Raw genomic sequence first — 17,884 nt, 5'->3', positions numbered from 1 at the left:
CCTCGCGTGACGGCGGTGACCGGGCCCGCGCGCCTCAGGCTCGCCCTGGTGCTGCTGGCGATCGCCTCGGGCGCGACCGACGCGTTCGCGTTCCTCCTGCTCGGCGGCATCTTCACCGCGAACATGACGGGCAACCTGGTCCTGCTGGGGCTGTACCCCCGCTCCGCCTGGCTGACGACCGCGGCCGGAGCGGTCACGGCGATCGTCTTCTTCGCCGGAGCGGTCTACGCCGGGTTCCGCACGACCCGGGCGCCCACGCCGTCGACCGGCGACGGGAGACGTCCGCTCCGCGCGATCGCGCTCGTGGGGGTCGTCCTGCAGCTCGCCGTCGCGGTCGCCTGGCCGACGGTGCAGGGCGGCACGTCGCTGCTCGTGGACTGCGCGTTCATCGCGACCAGCGCGGCGGCGCTGGGGCTGCAGACCGTGCTCGCGAAGCGGATCTCCGGCGCCGCAGGCCTGACGACCACGTTCGTCACGGGCACGCTCACGAGCCTGATGCAGGAGCTCGCCGAGCGCTCGTCCGGGTCGAGGACCCTCCAGGCGCTCATCGTCGCGAGCCTCGCGGTCGGGGCCGTCGTCGGAGCGGCGACCGTGACGCTCGCCCCGGCCTGGGCTCCGACGCCGGCCCTCGTGCTCTCGGCGCTCGCCGTCGTGCTGCTCTTCGCGCACCGCGCGCGAGCCGTGCCCGCGGGAGCGGAGCCCGGGGCCCCGCGTCCCGCGTGACCGGGATCAGGCGTCGAGCGCCCACTTCGGCCGGACCCAGTGGCAGGTGTAGCCGCCGGGGTGCTTGCGCAGGTAGTCCTGGTGCTCCTCCTCGGCGTCCCAGAACTCTCCCGCGGGCTCGACCTCGGTGACGACCGGTCCGGGCCAGCGGCCCGACGCGTCGATCTCGGTGATCGTCCGGCGCGCGACCCTCTCCTGCTCGGGCGACAGGAAGAGGATCACGGAGCGGTAGGCCGTGCCGATGTCGTTGCCCTGACGGTTCTTCGTCGTCGGGTCGTGCACCTGGAAGAAGAACTCGAGCAGGTCGCGGTAGGAGAGCTGCTCGGGATCGAACTCGATCTCGACCGCCTCCGCGTGGTCGCCGTGGTGGCGGTAGGTCGCGTTCGGCGTGCTGCCGCCGGCGTACCCGGCGCGGGTGCTGAAGACGCCCGGCATGTCGCGGATGAGCTCCTGGAGCCCCCAGAAGCATCCGCCCGCGAGGATCGCGCGCTCCTCGGCCATCAGACGCCTGCCTTCGTGTCGTGCGCGGACTCGCGCGGAGAGATCATCATGCGGGCAAGTCCATCACGACCGGGGACGTCGCGGCGAGCGTCGGACGACTCTCGGAGCAGACCGTCGGCGGGGGAGCCGAGCGTGTCCCGGCCGAGCGCTCCGTCACTGCGATCGGTACGCCGCCGGAGATGCACCGGTGGGAACGAGTCATCTGACCGGGTCGCTCCGGGTGCCCCCGTTCCTACGCTCGTCGGTACAACCGAGGAGAGAGCGGAGCGGACCATGGAGCAGCCGAACGTCGAGACGCGCAGTGCACGGCGGGTGATCGAGACCCTGACCGCCAACGGCGTGAAGTACGTCTTCGGGATCCCGGGAGCGAAGATCGACGCGGTCTTCGACGTCCTCGCCGACGAGGGGCCGGAGCTGATCGTCTGCCGGCACGAGCAGAACGCCGCCTTCATGGCCGCCGCGGTGGGACGGCTGACGGGCAGCCCGGGGGTCGTCCTCGTGACCTCCGGCCCCGGCACGACCAACCTCGCCACCGGCCTGCTCACGGCCAACACGGAGCAGGACCCGGTCGTCGCGCTCGCCGGAGCCGTGCAGCTCTCCGACCGTCTCAAGCGCACGCACCAGTCGATGGACGCGGCCGCCTTCCTCACCACCGTGACGAAGTACACGGTCGAGTCGACGGATCCGGACGACGTCTCGGAGGCGGTCAGCAACGCCTTCCGCGCCGCCGTCACCGAGCCCCGAGGCGCCGCGGCGGTCGTCCTGTCGGCCAGCGTGATGGCCGCGCCGACCTCGCAGGTCATCACCCGCGCGGCCACGGGGCCGACGAGCGGTCCGGCGCGCGCCGAGGACCTCACCCACGCCGCCGACCTGATCAACACCGCGGAGCGGCCCGTCCTCCTCGTGGGACTCCGCGCGTCGGAGCCGGCGACCGTGGCGGCACTGCGGGTCCTGATCAGCGAGACGGAGCTGCCGGTGATCGAGACGTTCCAGGCGGCCGGCCTCGTCTCCCGCGAGCTCGAGGACCACTACCTCGGCCGCGTCGGCCTGTTCAAGAACCAGCCCGCCGACCTCGCCCTCGCCGAGTCCGACCTCGTCGTCGCGATCGGCTACGACGCCGTCGAGTACGACCCGGTGATCTGGAACAGCGACGTCGACCGCCGGATCGTCCACATCGACTCCGTCGACGCCCCGCTGGACAACCACTACCTGCCGGCGCTGGAGCTGAAGGGCGATCTCGCGCAGACGGTCGCGGCCCTCACGCCCCTCGTCTCCGGCCTGCAGCTCGACGAGGACGCGGCCGACCGGGTCGCCCGGCACCGGAGCGAGCTGGAGCGGATCGACGACGCGGCGCGGACGGCCGAGGCGGCTCCCGGGACCGTCGATCCCGCCCGCCTCGTGCTCCTGATGCGCGACCTGCTCTCGGACGACGCCACCGTGGCCTGCGACATCGGCTCGAACTACATCTTCATGGCCCGGCACTTCCGGGTGTACGAGCCCAAGCACCTGCTCTTCTCGAACGGGCAGCAGACCCTCGGCGTCTCCTTCCCGTGGGGCATGGCGGCCAGCCTCCTGCGCCCCGGGACCCCGGTGGTCTCCGTCTCGGGCGACGGAGGTTTCCTGTTCTCCGCGACGGAGATCGAGACGGCGACGCGGCTCGGCCTCTCGTTCACGCACGTGATCATGCGGGACGACACCTACGACATGGTCGGCTTCCAGCAGCTGCTGAAGTACGGCCGCAAGTCCGGGGTCCAGCTCGGCGACTACGACATCGAGAAGTTCGCGGCGGCGTTCGGCGCCACGGGCAGGCGGGTGAGCGGCCTCGCCGAGTTCGAGGAGGCCTTCCGGGCTTCCCTGGCCGAGCCGGGCGTCTCGATCATCGACGTCGCGGTGGACTACAGCCGCAACGTCGACATCGCCGCCCACCTGGTCGAGGACGCCTTCGAATGAGCACGCACACGGTCGACTCGACCGACGACTACGCGATCTACCAGAGCTCGACCATGGCCGCGCTGCTGGCCGGGGTCTACGACGGGGACCTGACGATCCGCGAGCTGCTCACCCACGGCGACCTCGGGCTGGGCACCTTCAACCACCTGGACGGCGAGATGGTGATCGTCGACGGCGTCTGCTACCACCTGCGCAGCGACGGCTCCGTCCAGGTCGCGGACGGCGACGACCGGACGCCCTTCGCCGCCGTGCTGCCCTTCCACGCGACCACGACGTTCACGGTCGAGGAGCCGACCGGTCTCGCCGGACTCACCCGGCTGATCGACGACGCGGTCGACGGCGGGAACATCCCCGTCGCCCTGCGGATCGACGGCCGGTTCACCGAGGTCCGCACCCGGACCGTGGGCGCGCAGACCGAGCCGTACCCGCCCCTGATCGAGGCGACCGCCCACCAGAGCGTCACCGGCATCGCCGACACCCGCGGCACGATCGCGGGCTTCCGCACTCCGCAGTTCGAGCAGGCCGTGTCGGTCCCCGGGTACCACCTGCACTACGTCGACGACGCCCGAGAGAAGGGCGGGCACGTCCTCGACGTGACCGTGTCCGAGGTGACGGTCTCGCTCACGACCGTCGCCGGACTGCACCTCGCGCTCCCGGAGACGGACCAGTTCCGCCGCGCGGACCTGGCGATGAAGGACATCGCGGCGCAGGAGGCGCGAGCAGAGGGGTGAGGCGGGCGGGACGTGCGGGGAGACGGGCCGGCCGCGACCCGTCTCCCCGGAGGCCCGTCAGGGCGCGAGCTCCTCGCGGACGATCGACGCTCCCGCGCTCAGCGCGCTGAGCTTCCCCCAGGCGAGGTCGCGGGGCAGCGGTGCCATGCCGCAGTTCGTGCTCGGGAGGAGCAGGTCCGCGTCGACGAACCGGAGGGCGCGTCGCAGGGTGTCGGCGACCTCCTCGGGCGTCTCGACGGTCCCGCTCGCCACGTCGATCGCTCCGAGCATGACCTTCTTGCCGCGGACGAGCTCGATCAGCTCCATCGGCACGTGGGAGTGGTGGCTCTCCAGCGAGACGATGTCGAGCGAGGACTGCTGGAGGAGCGGCAACGACTCCTCGTACTGCCGCCACTCCGACCCGAGGGTCGCCTTCCAGTCGGTGTTCGCCTTGATCCCGTAGCCGTAGCAGATGTGCACCGCGGTCTCGATGCGGAGTCCCTCCGCCGCCCTCTCCAGCGCGGCCACACCCCAGTCGTGCACCTCGTCGAAGAAGACGGTGAAGGCGGGCTCGTCGAACTGGACGATGTCGACTCCGGCGTCCTGGAGGGCTCGCGCCTCCTCGTTGAGGATGGTCGCGAACTCCCACGCCAGCTTCTCGCGGCTCCCGTAGTGCCGGTCGGAGAGGGTGTCGATCATCGTCATCGGGCCGGGCAGCGCCCACTTGATGGGCTGATCGGTCTGCTCGCGCAGGAACCGGGCGTCGTCGGCGAACACGGGCCTCTCGAGGCCCACGGCGCCGACGACGGTCGGCACGCTCGCGTCGTACCGGTCGCGGATGCGCACCGTCTCGCGCCGCTCGAAGTCGACGCCGGTGAGGTGCTCGATGAACGTCGTGACGAAGTGCTGGCGGGTCTGCTCCCCGTCGCTGACGATGTCCAGGCCCCGGTGGTGCTGCTCGTGGACGGCGGCGCGCAGGGCGTCCTGCTTGCCCTCGGCCAGGGCGTCGCCGGTCAGCCGCCACGGGGACCACAGGGTCTCCGGCTGCGCGAGCCACGACGGCTTCGGCAGGCTGCCGGCGATCGAGGTGGGCAGGAGCGGGAGGGACGTCGAGGATCCGCGGGCGCTCATCGGACCGCTCCCGAGTACCCGGCGGCCCACTGCCGCAGCCGCTCCCCGTGCGGCTTCATGAGGTGCTTCTCCGCGAACCGCCCCTGCTCGACCGCGAGCCGGCCGCGCTCCTCGCGGTCGTAGGAGACCGCGGGCCGCACGTAGTCCTGCTGCTCCAGGTCCGGCCGGTAGACGTCAGCGGCGGCCGAGCGCGCGCCGTAGATCTCGGGCCGGTAGATCCTCTGGAACGTCTCCATCGTGCTGATGGTGGCGATGAGCTGGAGGTCCGCGTAGTCCTCCAGCAGGTCGCCGCCGCAGTAGAACGCGAGCGGCGCCGTGCTGCCGGGCGGCATGAAGAAGCGGACCCCGAGGCCCATCTCCGCGAAGTACCGGTCGGTCAGCGAGAGCTCGTCCTGCCGGTACTCGACGCCGAGGATCGGATGGAGGGTCCCGGTGCGCCGGTACGTCCTGCTCGTCGAGACGCTGATGCAGATGACGGGCGGCGTCGACGAGAGCTCCGCGTACTGCGCGGAGTCCCGGAAGTGCTGGAAGAGCGCGCCGTGCAGGACGCCGAAGTCGTCGGGGACGGTGAAGCCGGCCTGCGCGGCGTTGACCGCCGGCAGCCGCACGCTGAAGTCGTGGTCGCGGAGGTAGGAGGAGAAGTTGTTCCCCAGTGTCCCCGGCTGACATCGGCCGGTGCGGCGGTCGAGGATCCGGGTGCGCAGGACCTCCAGCAGGGGGAACTCCCGGTCCTCGCCGTCCGCGGTGAGCCGCAGCCCGACGGAGACGATGTCGAGCCCGATCGTGTAGCGGCCGCGGCTCGGATCGTCGCCCGGCACGAGATCGTTCAACCGGTCGTCGATCATCCGCAGCGCGGTCCGGAGGTTCTCCCGGCGGCGCTCGCCGCGGGCCAGATTCGCGAAGTTGGTGGTGATCCGGGAGCTCCGGGCCGGCGAGTAGTCCTCGTCGAAGGGGGTGAGAGTGATGCTGAAGGCGGGTTCGTTCGTCATGATCGGCCGATCGGTAGGAGGGACAGGGGCGGGGGCGGACCCCCCCCTACGTCCCGAAGAGGTTGGCGCGGGTCCCGCCGGGAGCGAGCTCGTCGCGGAGGATCCCGCGGCGGCGCAGGACGGGGACGAGGTCGTCGAGCATCCGGTGCAGGGTGACGGGGTGCAGGTCCCCGGAGAGGAGCAGCCCGTCGCTGCCGCCGTCGTCGCCGAGCTCCTCGACGAAGTCGGCGAACTCCTCCGCGGTGCCGACGAAGCCGGCGCGCTCGGCGACGCGGCCCTTGCGCGCCTTCCTGATGAGCAGCTCCCGCAGCGGAGCGTCCTCCGTGCCGCCGTAGAGGCCGGCGATGGTGCCGTGCGAGACGTGCTCGCCGAACACCGACCGCGGGACGGGGAGGTCCAGGTCCAGCCCGGTGAGGTCGGTCTCCAGGTCGCTCGACCAGCCGAGCGCGATCCGCCGCAGCGCGTCCTCGTCGGGGTGGCGCGACGCCTCGACGACGCGCGCGGCCTCCTCCGGGCTCGACACGATCTCGGGCTTCACGACGAAGAGCACGCGCAGGTCGTCCGCGGTCCGCCCGTGCTGCTCGGCCGCGGCGAGAACGCGCGCCCGGTAGTCGCGGACCGCCCGGGCCTCCAGCGGCGCGAGGGCGAGCTGCACGTCCGACTGCGTGCCGGCGAAGGCCAGCCCGCGGGGGGAGCCGCCGGGGGAGACGACGATCGGGTCGCCGTTCGCGAAGGGGACGGCGTTCAGGGGGCCGTCCACGCGGAAGTGCTCCCCGCGGTGCCGGAACGCGTCGATCCGGGTGCCGTCGGCGTAGCGGCCCGACTCGGGGTCGGCGACCAGCGCGCCCTCGCCCCAGCTGTGCCAGAGCCGGCGGACGACCGCCATCCACTCGTCGGCCCGGTCGTAGGCCGCGTCGTGCGACAGCGGCTCCAGGCCCACGTGACGGGCGCTGCCGACGTCGGTGACCAGGTTGATCCCGAAGCGGTCGGAGCTGAGGTGCTGCAGCGTCGCCGCCTGCCGGGCGGCGAGGTACGGGGGCGTGATGCCGGCGTTGATCGTCGGGGCCAGCCCGATCCGCTCGGTCGCCGCGAACAGGTACGGCGCCAGGAGGAGCGGATCGTGCTTCGGCCCGCCGTACGCTCCCCGCACCCGCAGGTCGAGCGTCTCCGGGGAGCCGAGCGAGACGGCGTCCTCCATCACGATCAGCTCGAAGCCGGCCTGCTCCAGCTCGCGGGCCGACTGCTGGTAGAGGCCGGGCTTCGTCCAGTCGTGGTTCCACTCCCGGTAGGGGTGCCCCCAGCCCTGCGGTCCGAAGCCGCGGGAGAAGAACCAGCCGAAGTGCTGACGGCGCGCCACGCTCACACCTCCGCGAGCACGGGCAGGGCGCGTGCGCGCACCGCGGCGAGCCCGCGCTCGAGGTCGCGGAGGAGGTCGTCGACGTCCTCGATCCCGATCGACAGCCGGAGGAGCCCGGGGTGGATCCCGGCGGCGGCCCGCTCGGCGGAGGTGCGGCCGGCGTGGGTGGTCGACGCGGGATGCAGCACCAGCGAGCGCACGTCGCCGAGGTGGGTCATGTGGCTGAACAGCTCGACGGCGTCGATGAAGGCGGCCGCGCCCGCCTCGCCTCCGGCCACGGTGAAGGAGAAGACGGAGCCCTGCCCGCGGGGGAGCAGGCGCTGCGCGAGGGCGAACGACGGGCTCGACTCCAGGCCGGAGTAGTCGACCGACACGACCTCGGGCCGCCCCTCGAGGAAGCGGGCGACGGCGAGGGCGTTCGCCGAGTGCCGCTCGACCCGCAGCGACAGCGTCTCGACGCCCTGCCGCAGCAGGAAGGAGTTCAGCGGTGACGGCGTCGGTCCGAGGCGGGAGACCACGATGTCCCGCGTGTACGAGACGAAGGCGCGCCGGCCGTGCTGCTCGGTCCAGCTGCGGCCGCCGAACGACCGCTCCTCCTGGTTGAGGTGCGGGAAGAGCGCGGGGCGCGCCGCCCAGTCGAACGTGCCGGCGTCGACGATCACGCCGCCGAGGGCGGAGCCGTGCCCGGCGAGGAACTTGCTGGTCGAGTGCACGACCACGTCGGCCCCGTGCTCGATCGGGCGGAGGAGGTACGGGGTCGCGAGCGTGTTGTCGACCACGAACGGCAGCCCGTGCCGGTGCGCGATCGCGGCCAGCGCCGGGAGGTCCAGCAGATCGTTCTTCGGGTTGGGGATCGGCTCGCCGAAGAGGACCCGGGTGTCGGGCCCGATCCGCCGCTCCCACTCGCCGAGGTCCGACGCGTCGTCGACGAAGTCCACGCCGATCCCGAGCCGACCGAAGTTCTGCACCAGCAGCCCGCGGTTGCCCTCGTAGAGGCGGCGCGACGAGAGCACCCGGTCGCCGGCCTGCAGGATCCCCAGGAGAGCGGAGGCGGTGGCCGCCTGGCCGCTCGCCACCAGGATCGCCTCGGCGCCGCCCTCGAGATCGGCGAGCCGGCGCTCGACCTCCTCGGTCGTCGGGTTCCCGTTGCGGGTGTAGAGGTAGCCCTCGTCCTCGCCGGCGAACCGCTCGCGGGCGTGCTCGAAGCTGTCGAACACGAAGCCGGCGCTGAGGTGCACGGGGGTGACGCGCGCCCCGTGGGCGCCGTCGGGCGCGGCACCGGCGTGCACCTGGCGCGTGGTGAAGCCGGCGGCCGCGGAGGCACGGGGTGCGGGCGCGGAGGTCATGGTCGCTGTGGTCGCCGCAGCGGTGGTCGCGGTGGTCGCCGGTGCAGTGATCGTCACGGTGTGCTCCTGTCCAGACGCCCTGAAGGCGGATGCCGGGAGCCTGTCAGGCCGAGGGGAGTGCGCGCCGGATCGTGACGGAGTGTGACTGCGAGGGCGCGCCGTCGCGGGTCGTGGACGTCGACCGCTCGGCGTCCGCGGGTCACGCTTCAGCTGTGCGTCGTGTTCGCCCGGATCTCCTCGACGGACAGCTCCGGCGCACCGCCTGCCGCGGCCGCCGGGTCCATCCAGACGAAGTCCCAGTGGTGGCCGTCGAGGTCGTCGAAGCTCTTCGAGTACATGAACCCGTGGTCCTGCTCGCCGGCCGGGGTCGCGCCCGCGGCGAGGGCCTTACCGTGGAGGGTGTCGACCTCCTCCCTGCTGTCGGCGCTGAGGGCGAGCTGCACCTCGGTCGAGGTGGTGGCGTCGATGATCGGCTTGCTGGTGAACTCGGCGAAGAACTCCCGCGTGAGCAGCATCGCGGTGATCGTGTCGCTGATCACCACGCTGACGGCGTTCTCGTCGCTGAAGCCCTCGTTGATCGAGTAGCCGAGCGATTCGTAGAAGGCCCTCGCCCGGGCGAGATCGGCGACGGCCAGGTTGACGAAGAGCATGGTGGGCATCGGTGCACCGTTCCTGTCGGGACGCCGGTGGCGCGCCGCCGCCGGTCGTGACTGCATGATGATGACCGGCCGGCGGCGGTGTCAAGGAAGCGCTGCCGGGAAGGCGGTGGATGCCCGGTGCGGGGCGACCGGCGGAGGACGCGGCGCACGGATGCCGCGGATCTGCTGGACTGGCCTCGAGCACCGCAGCACGAGCAGGAGGGAGCGGAGATGATCCGGACCCTCGTTCCCACCGTCCTCGCGGCCGCCCTCCTCGCGGCCGGCTGGACCGCGATCAGACCCTCGCATCCGGTCTTCGCCGCGGTCGCGCAGATGGTCCTCACCAGCTGGGCGGCACTGACCTTCGGCGGGCGCACGCGTCCGCTCGAGCAGTCCTGGTTCGACGTGGGTCGCCGCGAGCCGGCGCTGCTGCGAGCGCTCGGGGTCGGCGTCTTCGGCCGGCTGCTCGACATCGTCGGGTGGAACCGCCTCGTCACCCGCGAGCGCGGCTTCGACGGCACGCGCGCAGGGCTTGCCGCACTCGATCAGCACACCCGCCGCTCCGAGGCGGTGCACCTCGCGTGCACGGCCGTCGGAGCCGCGCTCGCCCTCGCCGCGACAGTCACGGGTGCGACGGGCGGCGCCGCCTGGCTGCTCGGGTCGACGATCGCCGTCCAGCTCTACCCCGCGCTGCTGCAGCGGCTGGTGCGGGCGCGCATCCAGCGGGCGGGGCGGGCGGCGCGCGGTGCGCTTCACGTCGCGGACTCGGGAGACAGCGCCCCCGGCGGCGGACCGACCACGGCTCTGGAAGGGCGGTGATCACGGGGTCACCGACGCGCCGCGATCGTCACCGGGATCGGCCAGGGGATGGCGGCGCGCGAGGACATCGCGAGCCACGTCGGGCGGATCGCGCCGGTCGTCCTCCGCCGCCGTCAGCAGGAGAGCGAGGGCCGTGTCGGCGGGGACCCGCTGCGCTGCGCTGATGAAGCCGACGGCCTGCAGCACGGCGATCGTCCCCGGCGTGAGCGGGGCGCGGGACGCCGCTCAGCGACGGACCTCGGCGTCGTCCGTGTCCTCGGTCAGAGCGTCGGCCAGGAGGCGTGAAGGGAGGGCATGGGCGGGCCGGTCAGTACCCGAAGCCGTGCTCGAGCTCGACGTCGAAGGTGACGTCGTCCTCGCTCGGCTGGACGGGGAACACTCCCGTGAGCGTCCTGGTGCGTTCGCGGATGCGGGCGACCTCGGCCGTGTTGTCCGGCTCCGGGAGATCGGAGGGAGTGGTCTCGGCGACCAGGGCGGCGCCGGCGTTGAGCAGGAACACTGCCTGCACGGTGCCGCCGTCGCCGCCGATGCCGGTGTACTCCACGCGGTCCGCCGTGCTGCTCACGGCGAGGGCGACGCCGTACTCGACCAGAGCGTCCGCCGCGTCGTCTCCCACGAGGATCGTCTTGTTCGCGAAGAGGAGATGCTTCATGCCCCCAGCGTGCGCAGCGCCGAGGCCGACGGGGGAGAGACTTGACAGCTCCTGGGGCGGTCGACAGACGCGACCGCGGCACCCGGTGACGCCCGGTCGCGCCCGGTCGTCCTCGGCGTCGCCGAGACGGCACCCGTGGCGTCGGCCGTCCTCTGAGCAGGTGCAGATGAGCGCCTTCAGGCCGATCGCTCGGCGGTCAGGCCGACGAGCGACCCTCGGGACGCGAGGAGTCGGGCTCGGGCAGGACGAGCAGCCCTGGCGGGGCGTAGGAGTTCCCGAGGAGCAGTCGCACCCACTCCGCGCTTATCACGGGTGGTCGCCCGCCGTGGTACTTGAACCGCAGCGCGATGGCCGGATGCAGCCAGAGCGACGTCCGTCCGCTGCCGGCGCTGACGGACTCCCTCCAGCTGAAGTAGAACGACTCGTCCTTGGTGAGCTTGGATCCGATCACGATCTGCAGATGCGCGAGGGTGCGGTCGTCGAAGTCGGCGTCGAAGGAGGAGTCGTAGGACAGGCGTCCCATGGGGGCCTTTCGTCAGCAGCACGCGGTCGTGGGGGACGACTTCTCAGAAGGGATCGGACCCGCCTTCGTCGTTCCAGCGGTCGAGGTCCTTCTCCTCCCCGGCGCTGGATGCGGCACCGCGCCATGCGACGGCGGCCGCATCCGCCCAGGCCGTGGAGGAGGAGGGGTCGGTGTCGAAGGAGGCCCGGAATCGGATCTCGCGGTCGGCCCCCTCGCTCGCCTGCGCGAGCAGGTCGTGCCGTGTGGATGTCCCGACCGTCGCCGGCTGGGCGCTTCGATCAGCGTCGCCGTCGGCACGAGCCGGGATCGCGAGGGGTGCGGTCATGCTCGGACTGTACGCCGAAGGAGGTGCCCGGAACGGGATCGGTCGATATCGAGGAGTCGACGGTGAGGACCCGCCCCGAACGCCTTCGAACGCCTCTACCGGTGCGTCGGTGGAGGGCGTACGGTGGGGCGCCGCACCGCGCCGCGGAGGTGCACGAACCCTCTGCCGGACGACCTGGACCTCGTTGTCGGACGGAGAGGGCTTCTCCTCGCCGAACCGAGCAGCCATGTCCCGAGCAGACGACAGCACCGCCCGATCCCGCGCGGTGCTCGACGAGGTGATCGCCGCCTTCTCGCTCCCCGGGGCTGTGGATCCCGGCCTCGCGGCTCTCGTCGTCGCGAACGCCACCCGCCTCCGCGACCGGACCATCCCGGCGCCGGAGGAGCGGAGGCGCCGGCGGATGCCGACGCCCCTCGATCGACGCGCAGCCGCGTTCACCGAGCCGGACCCGCCACCCGTCCCTCCGGCGGCGCTGTGAGGGGTGGCGCCTCGCGATGCGCGTCACAGGGACGTGGATCGACGGACCCGTGCTGATGTCGGCCGCCGAGACACCCGGCCGAGAGCAGGGCGACGTGACAGGCGGTGTCAGCGGAAGATGCGCCGACGCGCGCGCCGCTTCTCCCCTCTGAGGATCAGGGCGGCGAGGAGCGCGGCGAGGAGTGCCCCGATGGTGTTCATGAACCAGTCGTTCGTGTCGCAGGAGCGGCCGATCGCGGGAACGCCCGCCTGGACCAGCTCGATCAGGGCGGACAGGCCGGAGACGGCGGCGGCGACGAGCAGGGGCCGGCCGACCGCGACCGCGAGCAGCAGGGCGCCGGGGAGCAGGAGCGCGATGTTCGCGAGGGTGTCGATGCCGTCGAACGGCACCGAGAACTGCACGGTGCAGAAGACCCGCGGCGTCCCGTCGGGCGGATACAGGGTCAGCGCGATCCCCACGACGAAGGCGAGCGCGGCGAGGAAGAGAAGAGTCCTTTCCGCGCCGCGCCGGTGCAGCAGCCAGGCGATCGCCGTGACCACCGCGACCGCGATCCAGAAGGCGATCGGGACGAGCGCGGCGTGGTCGACGAGGAACGTGCTGATCACGGTGCTCCGCTTCGAGGTGTCGGGGTGGCGGGAGAGGAAGAGGTCTTCCGTTGACGGACGGCCCGCTCACTCCAGGTCGGCCTGTGCCGACGGCCGGCAGGCCTTCGGCGCGAGTCAGCTCCGGAGGGGAGAGCCTGCTGCGTCGAAGCGGTAGCCGCCGAAGGCGCCGCTGAGCAGCGGGCGCGCCGTCGCGATCGCGGCCTGGACCCGGGGGAGGGCGAGGGAGGCCCGATGCGCCTCGGCGCTCTCCCACAGCTCGACGACGAAGACGGTGTCGGGCTGCTCGTCGTCGACCCCGACCTCGTAGAGCAGGCAGCCGGCGTCGACGAGGTCGTCGTTGTGCTCGGTGAGGACGGCGACGAGCTCGTCGCGTCTGCCGGGGACGGCCCCGAGGGTGCCGACGTTCACGAAGGTCATGCCGCGAGGGTACCGCCGAGGACACCGGCGGCGGGTGGCCGTCTCGCCGGTCGGAGTGCGGTCGGGACGTCACGCTGGACAGAGTCGCCGTGCTCCCGCCTGCGAACCGCAGACCGGTCGCGCTCGGCCCGACGCCACGCCCGCTCGGGAGGATCGCGTCGCGAGAGAGGTTCCCCGGTGGTCTCCGCGATCCCCGGGGGCCTCACCGGCCGGGCGTGAGCGTGCTCGGACCGACGGAGTGCGCCCGATCAGCCCGCGGGCCTGCTGAACAGGTTGACGACGTTCCCGTCCGGGTCGCGGACGAGGGTGGAGCGGTTGCCCCACGGCATGGTGCTCGGCGGGAGCACCACGTCCTCGCTCCGGGGTGCGAGCTCGGCGAAGGCGCGGTCGACGTCGGGCACCTCGAACTCGAGCAGGACGGAGCGGTCCGACGCGGGGACGACGGCGCCGTCGAGCATCGCGACCGTCGAGGTGCGGGCGATCGCGAGGGTCGCACCCGCTCCCGTGAACTGCGCGAAGACCGGCGCCGGGCGCTCGGCCGGTCGGCCGACGACCTGCTCGTAGAAGGCGACGAGGCCGTCGAGGTCGTCGGTGACGATGCGGAGGGAGGTGAACGACATGGGGCTCCTTCAGGGCCGGGATGAGGTGATGGCACCAGGCTCGCCGGTCGTCGCGACACCGTCCTGTCGGTGTTTCCGAAGATCGTCCGCGACTCCGCGAGGTCCGCGGCGGCCGTCCCCGGAGCGGGTCAGTCGTCGACGACGGACCGCAGCCGTCCGTACTGGAGCGCGAGGTCCTCGGCTCGCAGGGTGCGCTGCGGAGGCCGCTCGTCGGTCACCTCGACCGACAGCATCCGGTCGCCGCGGAACGCCCGGACCCCCTCCCGCAGCCGGCACCACGCGATCAGGTACCAGTGCTCCTCCTTCCCGATCGAGCCGAGCGGTTCGACGTCGCGGACCGACTCCGCGCCGCTGCTGTCGCGGTAGCGCAGCCGGACGACACGATCCGCTCGGAGGGCCGTCGCGAACTCCGCCGGGACGACCGCCTCCTCCTCGCTCTCGAGGAAGTGCACCCAGGACGCGACCGCGCCGGCGCGGGCGGCCACGTCGTCCGGCAGGACCGCGAGCGTCTTCCGGGCGGCGGTCCGGGCCGCCTGCCGGAACGGACTGCGCTGCAGCGCGCTGAGGCCGATCAGCACCGCGACGGCCTCCTCCACCGTGAACCCGGCCGGACCGAGGGTCGCGGACGCGTCGATGACGTAGCCGCCCGTGCGGCCGGGCTCCGCCCAGATCGGCAGACCCGCCTGCTGCAGCGCGGACAGGTCCCGCTCGATGGTCCGCACCGACACCTCGAACCGCTCGGCGAGACGGCGCGCGCTCCGCGGCCGGGGCGAGACCGCCCGCAACTCCTCGACGAGCCCGTACAGACGATCGGTGCGGTTCACCCGACCATCATCCGCCCGGGGCCGCCGCGAGCGGCCGCAGCGCTGGGCTCAGTACTGCGCCTGCTCGTGCACCTCGACCGAGCCGTAGAGGGGGGCGCGTCGGGCGTACCGCACGGCGTCGTCCCGGGTCGGGCAGTCGAGCAGGTAGTAGCCGACGAGGGCTGACCGCTCCTCCGCTCGGGAAGGGGCCGGAGTGCCGCCTTCTCTTCGCGCCGCGGTCAGATCCGTCTCGACGGAGACGTCGCCGGAGGCGTCGGCAAAGCGTGCGGAGTCGATGAGGACGCCGTCCGCCTTCAGCGACGCGTCGTAGTCCGCCCAGGCCCCGTAGTCCTCGGGGGTATCGCCCCCGGCGTAGCTGCCGTCGGACCGCATCACGAGCATGACTTTCATCGCGCCTCCTGGTTCATCCGACCACCGTTCCCCCGGCGGCCGCCTCCGCGGTCGGATCGCCCCCGGGAACCGGCGCGCCGAGCCTCCGACCATTCTGGGTCGAGGCGACCGTGCAGGGAAGGGAACGCTACGGAGCGGGATCGTCCGCGTCGAGGGCCTGCTGGAGGAGCCGGAGCGCCTTCGGCCCGACTCCGTGGAGGGTTGCGAGACGGTCGAGGCCCACCCGCCTCACGTCGTCCAGATCGTGCACGCCCGCGTCCTCGAGCGCACGCGTGGCCGGGGCGCCGACGGCGGGAAGCGGTCGCGGATCCCTGCATCCGACACGACGAACCGGTCGGCCACCCGACAGCCGATCCGGCTCGGCGCGGGTCGCACTCGCGACTCTGCGTCTCAGGGCGTCGACGAGTGCCGCCACCGAGGCGTCCGGTACGGCACGAGTGACGGCCAGGACGGTGCGCTCGAGGGGCGGGTGCAGTCCGACGGCGACCATCCCGTGCGCGAGGGCGCTCCGCGGGACGGGGGCGGCTCCGACACCGGCGGAGGCGAGGGCGGCGGCCTGCTGCACGGACCGGGTCTGGAGGGCGTAGGAGACGAGCACTCCGGCTCCCGCGAGCCGCTCGGCCAGCCAGGCGCCGTACCCGTTCGACGCGTCCACGCCGATCAGGCCTCCCGCCTCACCGAGCTCGGCCATGGGGAGCCGGCCCGCCGAGACCTCTCCGGCGGGCCGGCCGACGACGACGATCTCCTCCGTCCCGAGGCGCTCGACGTGCAGTCCGTCCACCGTCGCCGGCCCGGGGACGACGACGAGGTCGAGGAGGCCGGCGCGCAGGTCGTCGATCGAGGTGGCGGCGCTGGTCGTCTCGACGAGCTGCAGCGGCGTGCGTCCGTCGGCGTTCCACCGGGTGACCACGGGGACGAGGAAGGGCAGGGTGAAGCTCTCGGCGACGGCGAGCCGGATCGGCTGCTCCGCGTCCGCCGTCCGCGCGGCCGCCACGGCGCGTTCGGCGGCGTCGACGGCGAGGCGGGCGTGCTCGACGAGCGCGCGACCGTACCGGGTGAGGGTCGCGCCGGCCGGATCCCGGTCGACGAGGGGCACCCCGACCTCGCGCTCGAGGGACGCGACCTGGTGGGAGACCGCGGGCTGCGAGAGGTGCAGCGCGCGCGCGGTCGCGCTGATCGATCCGACCCGCGCCAGCGTCACCATCACCTCGAGGGCTCGAAGACTGGGCATAGACGAACCCTATCCCTGACCTCAGATAAGCGACAGTCGTTTATGGACTGATGGTGTCCGTCCCCTGGTTGTCACGAACGAAGGAGCCGCACCGGCTCCTCGACAGGGAGGCACCATGAACGAGAAGAAGAACCGCGTGCTCGTCGTCGGAGGGGGATCCGGCATCGCCCGCGCTCTCGTGCGCGAGCTGCTCGAGAGAGGTGACGACGTGATCGTCGGCGGACGTCACCCGGAGGCGCTCGGTGACGACGCGGGGGAGTCCGGCGGCCGGCTCCAGTCCGTCCGGATCGATCTCGCCGATGAGTCGAGCATCGCGGCGGCCGCCGATCTCGGGCCCCTCGACTTCGTCGTCTCGTTCGCGGCGGCGCACGCGAACGGCCCGGTCACCGGGCTGGAGCGCGATGCCGTCGTGATGGCGTTCGACGCGAAGGTCATCGGCCCGATCCTGCTCGCCAAGCACCTCGCGTCCTCCGTCCGGCCGGGCGGCGGCTTCCTCTTCTTCTCCGGTGTCGCCGCCTGGAGGCCGTCGGCGGGGCTCGCGGTGATGGCGACGACCAACGGAGCGGTCTCCTTCCTGGTCGAGGCGCTCGCGGTCGAGCTCGCCCCGGTGCGCGCCGTCGCGATCTCGCCGGGGATCATCGACTCCGGCGCCTGGGACGCACTGGGCGAGCAGGAGAAATCAGCGATGTTCGCCGAGACGGCGGCCGGGAATCTTGCTCGCCGGATCGGCTCGGTCGACGACATCGTGTCCGCCGTGCGCTTCGCCATGGACAACACGTTCGTGACCGGGACGACGCTGCACGTCGACGGCGGCGGGCGGCTCGCATGAACCGCCGCGCACCCCTCCTCGCCGTCGGTCTCGCCGCACTCCTCGCCACCGCCGGCTGCGCGAGCACGGTCGCGACGGAGGACCCGGCCGCGGCAGTGAGCGGCGACGACGGCCTCGTGCAGCCCGGGACCGTGCATCTGGGGGACTCGAGCGTCGAAGCGAGCCGACCCGTCGTTCTCCGCGCGCAGCAGCTCTACTCCTTCTGGAACACGGGCGACGAGACCTGGCTCGAGCTCGCCGTCGACGACTCCTTCCTCGACCGCACCCTCCCGACGGGGCGACCCCAGGGAGTCGAGGGGCCGATCACCGCCTCGGAGCAGTTCCGCGCGGCGGTGCCCGACCTGGCGTGCTCGCTCGACGACCTGTACGTCACGGGCGACACCTTCACCGCGCGCCTGACCTTCACCGGCCACTTCACCGGCGTCTCCGGCGGAGTCCAGGGCCAGGGCCAGCCGATCGAGTTCGGCGCGATCGACATCCAGCACGTCGGCGCGAGCGGGCGGATCGTCGAGGACTGGCACCTCGAGGACGACCTGACCTTCCAGCAGCAGGCGGGCCTGCTGCCGGCACCCGCCTCCTGATCTCCCCTCCGACAGGCGACCGTCCTGCACGAGCCCCGTTCGACGCCGTCGTGGGCCCGCGATCGATGGTGGCCTCCGGATCCGGCGAGCGCAGGAGCGCGGGACGCGAGTCGTGTCACGGTCGTCCGCTCAGAAGGCGCGTCGTCCACCCGGCCAGCGCGGAGACGGCGGTTCGCGACAGCTCGGCGCCGGGCCAGACGTGGAGCTCCGCCTGGACTCCGGCTTGCCGCGTCGAGACGGTCGAA

23 protein-coding genes are annotated in these 17,884 nt (G+C 72.6%); 7 read left to right on the top strand and 16 right to left on the bottom strand.

The window, feature by feature from the left end:
* Nucleotides 1-15 precede the first annotated feature (15 nt).
* The gene (locus C5D50_RS02075; RefSeq protein ID WP_181137270.1) at nt 16-723 is read left to right on the top strand and encodes a YoaK family protein; all 708 of its coding nucleotides are present in this window, start codon (nt 16-18) and stop codon (nt 721-723) included.
* A 6-nt stretch (nt 724-729) separates the two neighbouring features.
* On the opposite strand, the gene msrA is transcribed toward C5D50_RS02075, so the two are convergent.
* On the bottom strand, nt 730-1,224 hold the full coding sequence (gene msrA / locus C5D50_RS02070) for a peptide-methionine (S)-S-oxide reductase MsrA (protein ID WP_104283991.1): 495 nt from the start codon (nt 1,222-1,224) through the stop codon (nt 730-732).
* A gap of 273 nt (nt 1,225-1,497) precedes the next feature.
* Between msrA and alsS the strand changes: the two genes are divergently transcribed.
* Together alsS and budA are read left to right on the top strand one after the other, a co-directional pair.
* On the top strand, nt 1,498-3,174 hold the full coding sequence (alsS, locus tag C5D50_RS02065) for an acetolactate synthase AlsS (protein ID WP_104283990.1): 1,677 nt from the start codon (nt 1,498-1,500) through the stop codon (nt 3,172-3,174).
* Complete coding sequence (gene budA, locus C5D50_RS02060; protein WP_104283989.1) at nt 3,171-3,905, top strand: acetolactate decarboxylase; 735 nt, start codon at nt 3,171-3,173, stop codon at nt 3,903-3,905. Before alsS ends, budA begins: the two co-directional genes overlap by 4 nt.
* Before the next feature lie 57 nt (nt 3,906-3,962).
* On the opposite strand, the gene C5D50_RS02055 is transcribed toward budA, so the two are convergent.
* The 5 genes from C5D50_RS02055 to C5D50_RS02035 all read right to left on the bottom strand — a co-directional run bounded on the left by C5D50_RS02055 (nt 3,963) and on the right by C5D50_RS02035 (nt 9,366).
* Nucleotides 3,963-5,015: a methionine synthase gene (locus tag C5D50_RS02055; protein WP_104233986.1), complete on the bottom strand. Its 1,053-nt coding sequence runs from the start codon at nt 5,013-5,015 to the stop codon at nt 3,963-3,965.
* The gene (locus C5D50_RS02050; RefSeq protein WP_104283988.1) at nt 5,012-6,004 is read right to left on the bottom strand and encodes a putative oxygenase MesX; all 993 of its coding nucleotides are present in this window, start codon (nt 6,002-6,004) and stop codon (nt 5,012-5,014) included. The genes C5D50_RS02055 and C5D50_RS02050 overlap by 4 nt, the downstream gene beginning before the upstream one ends.
* Nucleotides 6,005-6,050: 46 nt before the next feature.
* Nucleotides 6,051-7,361, bottom strand: a complete 1,311-nt coding sequence (locus C5D50_RS02045) for an LLM class flavin-dependent oxidoreductase (protein ID WP_104283987.1) — start codon at nt 7,359-7,361, stop codon at nt 6,051-6,053.
* A gap of 2 nt (nt 7,362-7,363) precedes the next feature.
* Entirely contained in the window at nt 7,364-8,707 is a 1,344-nt protein-coding gene (locus C5D50_RS02040; protein ID WP_104284003.1) for an O-acetylhomoserine aminocarboxypropyltransferase/cysteine synthase family protein, read from the bottom strand.
* A gap of 206 nt (nt 8,708-8,913) precedes the next feature.
* On the bottom strand, nt 8,914-9,366 hold the full coding sequence (locus C5D50_RS02035; protein ID WP_104250854.1) for a VOC family protein: 453 nt from the start codon (nt 9,364-9,366) through the stop codon (nt 8,914-8,916).
* Between the two features lie 210 nt (nt 9,367-9,576).
* Between C5D50_RS02035 and C5D50_RS02030 the strand changes: the two genes are divergently transcribed.
* Complete coding sequence (locus C5D50_RS02030; protein ID WP_104283986.1) at nt 9,577-10,164, top strand: hypothetical protein; 588 nt, start codon at nt 9,577-9,579, stop codon at nt 10,162-10,164.
* On the opposite strand, the gene C5D50_RS02025 is transcribed toward C5D50_RS02030, so the two are convergent.
* From C5D50_RS02025 to C5D50_RS02010, 4 genes are all read right to left on the bottom strand, one after another.
* Nucleotides 10,165-10,350, bottom strand: a complete 186-nt coding sequence (locus tag C5D50_RS02025) for a hypothetical protein (RefSeq protein WP_104226536.1) — start codon at nt 10,348-10,350, stop codon at nt 10,165-10,167. It abuts the gene before it with no gap.
* A 121-nt stretch (nt 10,351-10,471) separates the two neighbouring features.
* Nucleotides 10,472-10,816, bottom strand: coding sequence for a hypothetical protein (locus C5D50_RS02020; RefSeq protein WP_104283985.1), 345 nt, complete (start codon nt 10,814-10,816; stop codon nt 10,472-10,474).
* A 196-nt stretch (nt 10,817-11,012) separates the two neighbouring features.
* Nucleotides 11,013-11,339, bottom strand: a complete 327-nt coding sequence (locus C5D50_RS02015) for an ATP-dependent DNA ligase (RefSeq protein ID WP_104283984.1) — start codon at nt 11,337-11,339, stop codon at nt 11,013-11,015.
* Nucleotides 11,340-11,382: 43 nt separating this feature from the next.
* Complete coding sequence (locus tag C5D50_RS02010; protein WP_104283983.1) at nt 11,383-11,664, bottom strand: hypothetical protein; 282 nt, start codon at nt 11,662-11,664, stop codon at nt 11,383-11,385.
* Between the two features lie 226 nt (nt 11,665-11,890).
* Between C5D50_RS02010 and C5D50_RS02005 the strand changes: the two genes are divergently transcribed.
* On the top strand, nt 11,891-12,142 hold the full coding sequence (locus tag C5D50_RS02005) for a hypothetical protein (protein WP_104283982.1): 252 nt from the start codon (nt 11,891-11,893) through the stop codon (nt 12,140-12,142).
* 107 nt (nt 12,143-12,249) lie between these two features.
* On the opposite strand, the gene C5D50_RS02000 is transcribed toward C5D50_RS02005, so the two are convergent.
* The 6 genes from C5D50_RS02000 to C5D50_RS01975 form a co-directional block, all read right to left on the bottom strand.
* Nucleotides 12,250-12,747, bottom strand: coding sequence for a VanZ family protein (locus C5D50_RS02000; RefSeq protein ID WP_104283981.1), 498 nt, complete (start codon nt 12,745-12,747; stop codon nt 12,250-12,252).
* A gap of 114 nt (nt 12,748-12,861) precedes the next feature.
* The gene (locus tag C5D50_RS01995; protein ID WP_104226533.1) at nt 12,862-13,164 is read right to left on the bottom strand and encodes a putative quinol monooxygenase; all 303 of its coding nucleotides are present in this window, start codon (nt 13,162-13,164) and stop codon (nt 12,862-12,864) included.
* A 248-nt stretch (nt 13,165-13,412) separates the two neighbouring features.
* Nucleotides 13,413-13,784, bottom strand: a complete 372-nt coding sequence (locus C5D50_RS01990) for a VOC family protein (RefSeq protein WP_104283980.1) — start codon at nt 13,782-13,784, stop codon at nt 13,413-13,415.
* A 128-nt stretch (nt 13,785-13,912) separates the two neighbouring features.
* Complete coding sequence (locus C5D50_RS01985) at nt 13,913-14,608, bottom strand: YafY family protein (protein ID WP_104283979.1); 696 nt, start codon at nt 14,606-14,608, stop codon at nt 13,913-13,915.
* Nucleotides 14,609-14,656: 48 nt separating this feature from the next.
* A complete protein-coding gene (locus tag C5D50_RS01980; protein WP_104283978.1) occupies nt 14,657-14,998 on the bottom strand; it encodes a YciI family protein in 342 nt (113 codons plus the stop codon).
* A gap of 127 nt (nt 14,999-15,125) precedes the next feature.
* Nucleotides 15,126-16,229 carry a LysR substrate-binding domain-containing protein gene (locus tag C5D50_RS01975; RefSeq protein WP_104283977.1) on the bottom strand — a complete coding sequence of 368 codons (1,104 nt, stop codon included), beginning with the start codon at nt 16,227-16,229 and terminating at the stop codon, nt 15,126-15,128.
* A gap of 115 nt (nt 16,230-16,344) precedes the next feature.
* Here C5D50_RS01975 and C5D50_RS01970 point away from each other — a divergent pair, with 115 nt between their 5' ends.
* Nucleotides 16,345-17,058 (top strand): SDR family oxidoreductase, encoded by a 714-nt coding sequence (locus tag C5D50_RS01970; RefSeq protein ID WP_104283976.1) that lies wholly within the window; start codon nt 16,345-16,347, stop codon nt 17,056-17,058.
* A complete protein-coding gene (locus tag C5D50_RS01965; RefSeq protein ID WP_104283975.1) occupies nt 17,055-17,639 on the top strand; it encodes an ester cyclase in 585 nt (194 codons plus the stop codon). Before C5D50_RS01970 ends, C5D50_RS01965 begins: the two co-directional genes overlap by 4 nt.
* The last annotated feature ends 245 nt before the right edge of the window (nt 17,640-17,884 follow it).

The sequence above is a fragment of the Rathayibacter sp. RFBD1 genome (assembly GCF_002932915.1).
In the GTDB taxonomy this organism is placed as follows: Bacteria; Actinomycetota; Actinomycetes; order Actinomycetales; family Microbacteriaceae; genus Rathayibacter.
Note: the sequence above shows the minus strand (reverse complement) of the source record. Positions and strands in the feature narration are given on the sequence as shown.

Bases quoted from the DNA above. Each gene is read 5' to 3' on its own strand.
- C5D50_RS02010 (WP_104283983.1), bottom strand. From the start codon at position 11,664: ATGACCGCACCCCTCGCGATCCCGGCTCGTGCCGACGGCGACGCTGAT.
- C5D50_RS02055 (WP_104233986.1), bottom strand. From the start codon at position 5,015: ATGAGCGCCCGCGGATCCTCGACGTCCCTCCCGCTCCTGCCCACCTCG.
- C5D50_RS01965 (WP_104283975.1), top strand. From the start codon at position 17,055: ATGAACCGCCGCGCACCCCTCCTCGCCGTCGGTCTCGCCGCACTCCTC.
- C5D50_RS02015 (WP_104283984.1), bottom strand. From the start codon at position 11,339: ATGGGACGCCTGTCCTACGACTCCTCCTTCGACGCCGACTTCGACGAC.
- C5D50_RS02050 (WP_104283988.1), bottom strand. From the start codon at position 6,004: ATGACGAACGAACCCGCCTTCAGCATCACTCTCACCCCCTTCGACGAG.
- C5D50_RS02040 (WP_104284003.1), bottom strand. From the start codon at position 8,707: ATGACCTCCGCGCCCGCACCCCGTGCCTCCGCGGCCGCCGGCTTCACC.
- C5D50_RS01980 (WP_104283978.1), bottom strand. From the start codon at position 14,998: ATGAAAGTCATGCTCGTGATGCGGTCCGACGGCAGCTACGCCGGGGGC.
- C5D50_RS02030 (WP_104283986.1), top strand. From the start codon at position 9,577: ATGATCCGGACCCTCGTTCCCACCGTCCTCGCGGCCGCCCTCCTCGCG.
- C5D50_RS02035 (WP_104250854.1), bottom strand. From the start codon at position 9,366: ATGCCCACCATGCTCTTCGTCAACCTGGCCGTCGCCGATCTCGCCCGG.
- C5D50_RS01970 (WP_104283976.1), top strand. From the start codon at position 16,345: ATGAACGAGAAGAAGAACCGCGTGCTCGTCGTCGGAGGGGGATCCGGC.
- C5D50_RS02020 (WP_104283985.1), bottom strand. From the start codon at position 10,816: ATGAAGCATCTCCTCTTCGCGAACAAGACGATCCTCGTGGGAGACGAC.
- budA (WP_104283989.1), top strand. From the start codon at position 3,171: ATGAGCACGCACACGGTCGACTCGACCGACGACTACGCGATCTACCAG.
- C5D50_RS02005 (WP_104283982.1), top strand. From the start codon at position 11,891: ATGTCCCGAGCAGACGACAGCACCGCCCGATCCCGCGCGGTGCTCGAC.
- C5D50_RS01990 (WP_104283980.1), bottom strand. From the start codon at position 13,784: ATGTCGTTCACCTCCCTCCGCATCGTCACCGACGACCTCGACGGCCTC.
- C5D50_RS01975 (WP_104283977.1), bottom strand. From the start codon at position 16,229: ATGCCCAGTCTTCGAGCCCTCGAGGTGATGGTGACGCTGGCGCGGGTC.
- msrA (WP_104283991.1), bottom strand. From the start codon at position 1,224: ATGGCCGAGGAGCGCGCGATCCTCGCGGGCGGATGCTTCTGGGGGCTC.
- C5D50_RS01995 (WP_104226533.1), bottom strand. From the start codon at position 13,164: ATGACCTTCGTGAACGTCGGCACCCTCGGGGCCGTCCCCGGCAGACGC.
- alsS (WP_104283990.1), top strand. From the start codon at position 1,498: ATGGAGCAGCCGAACGTCGAGACGCGCAGTGCACGGCGGGTGATCGAG.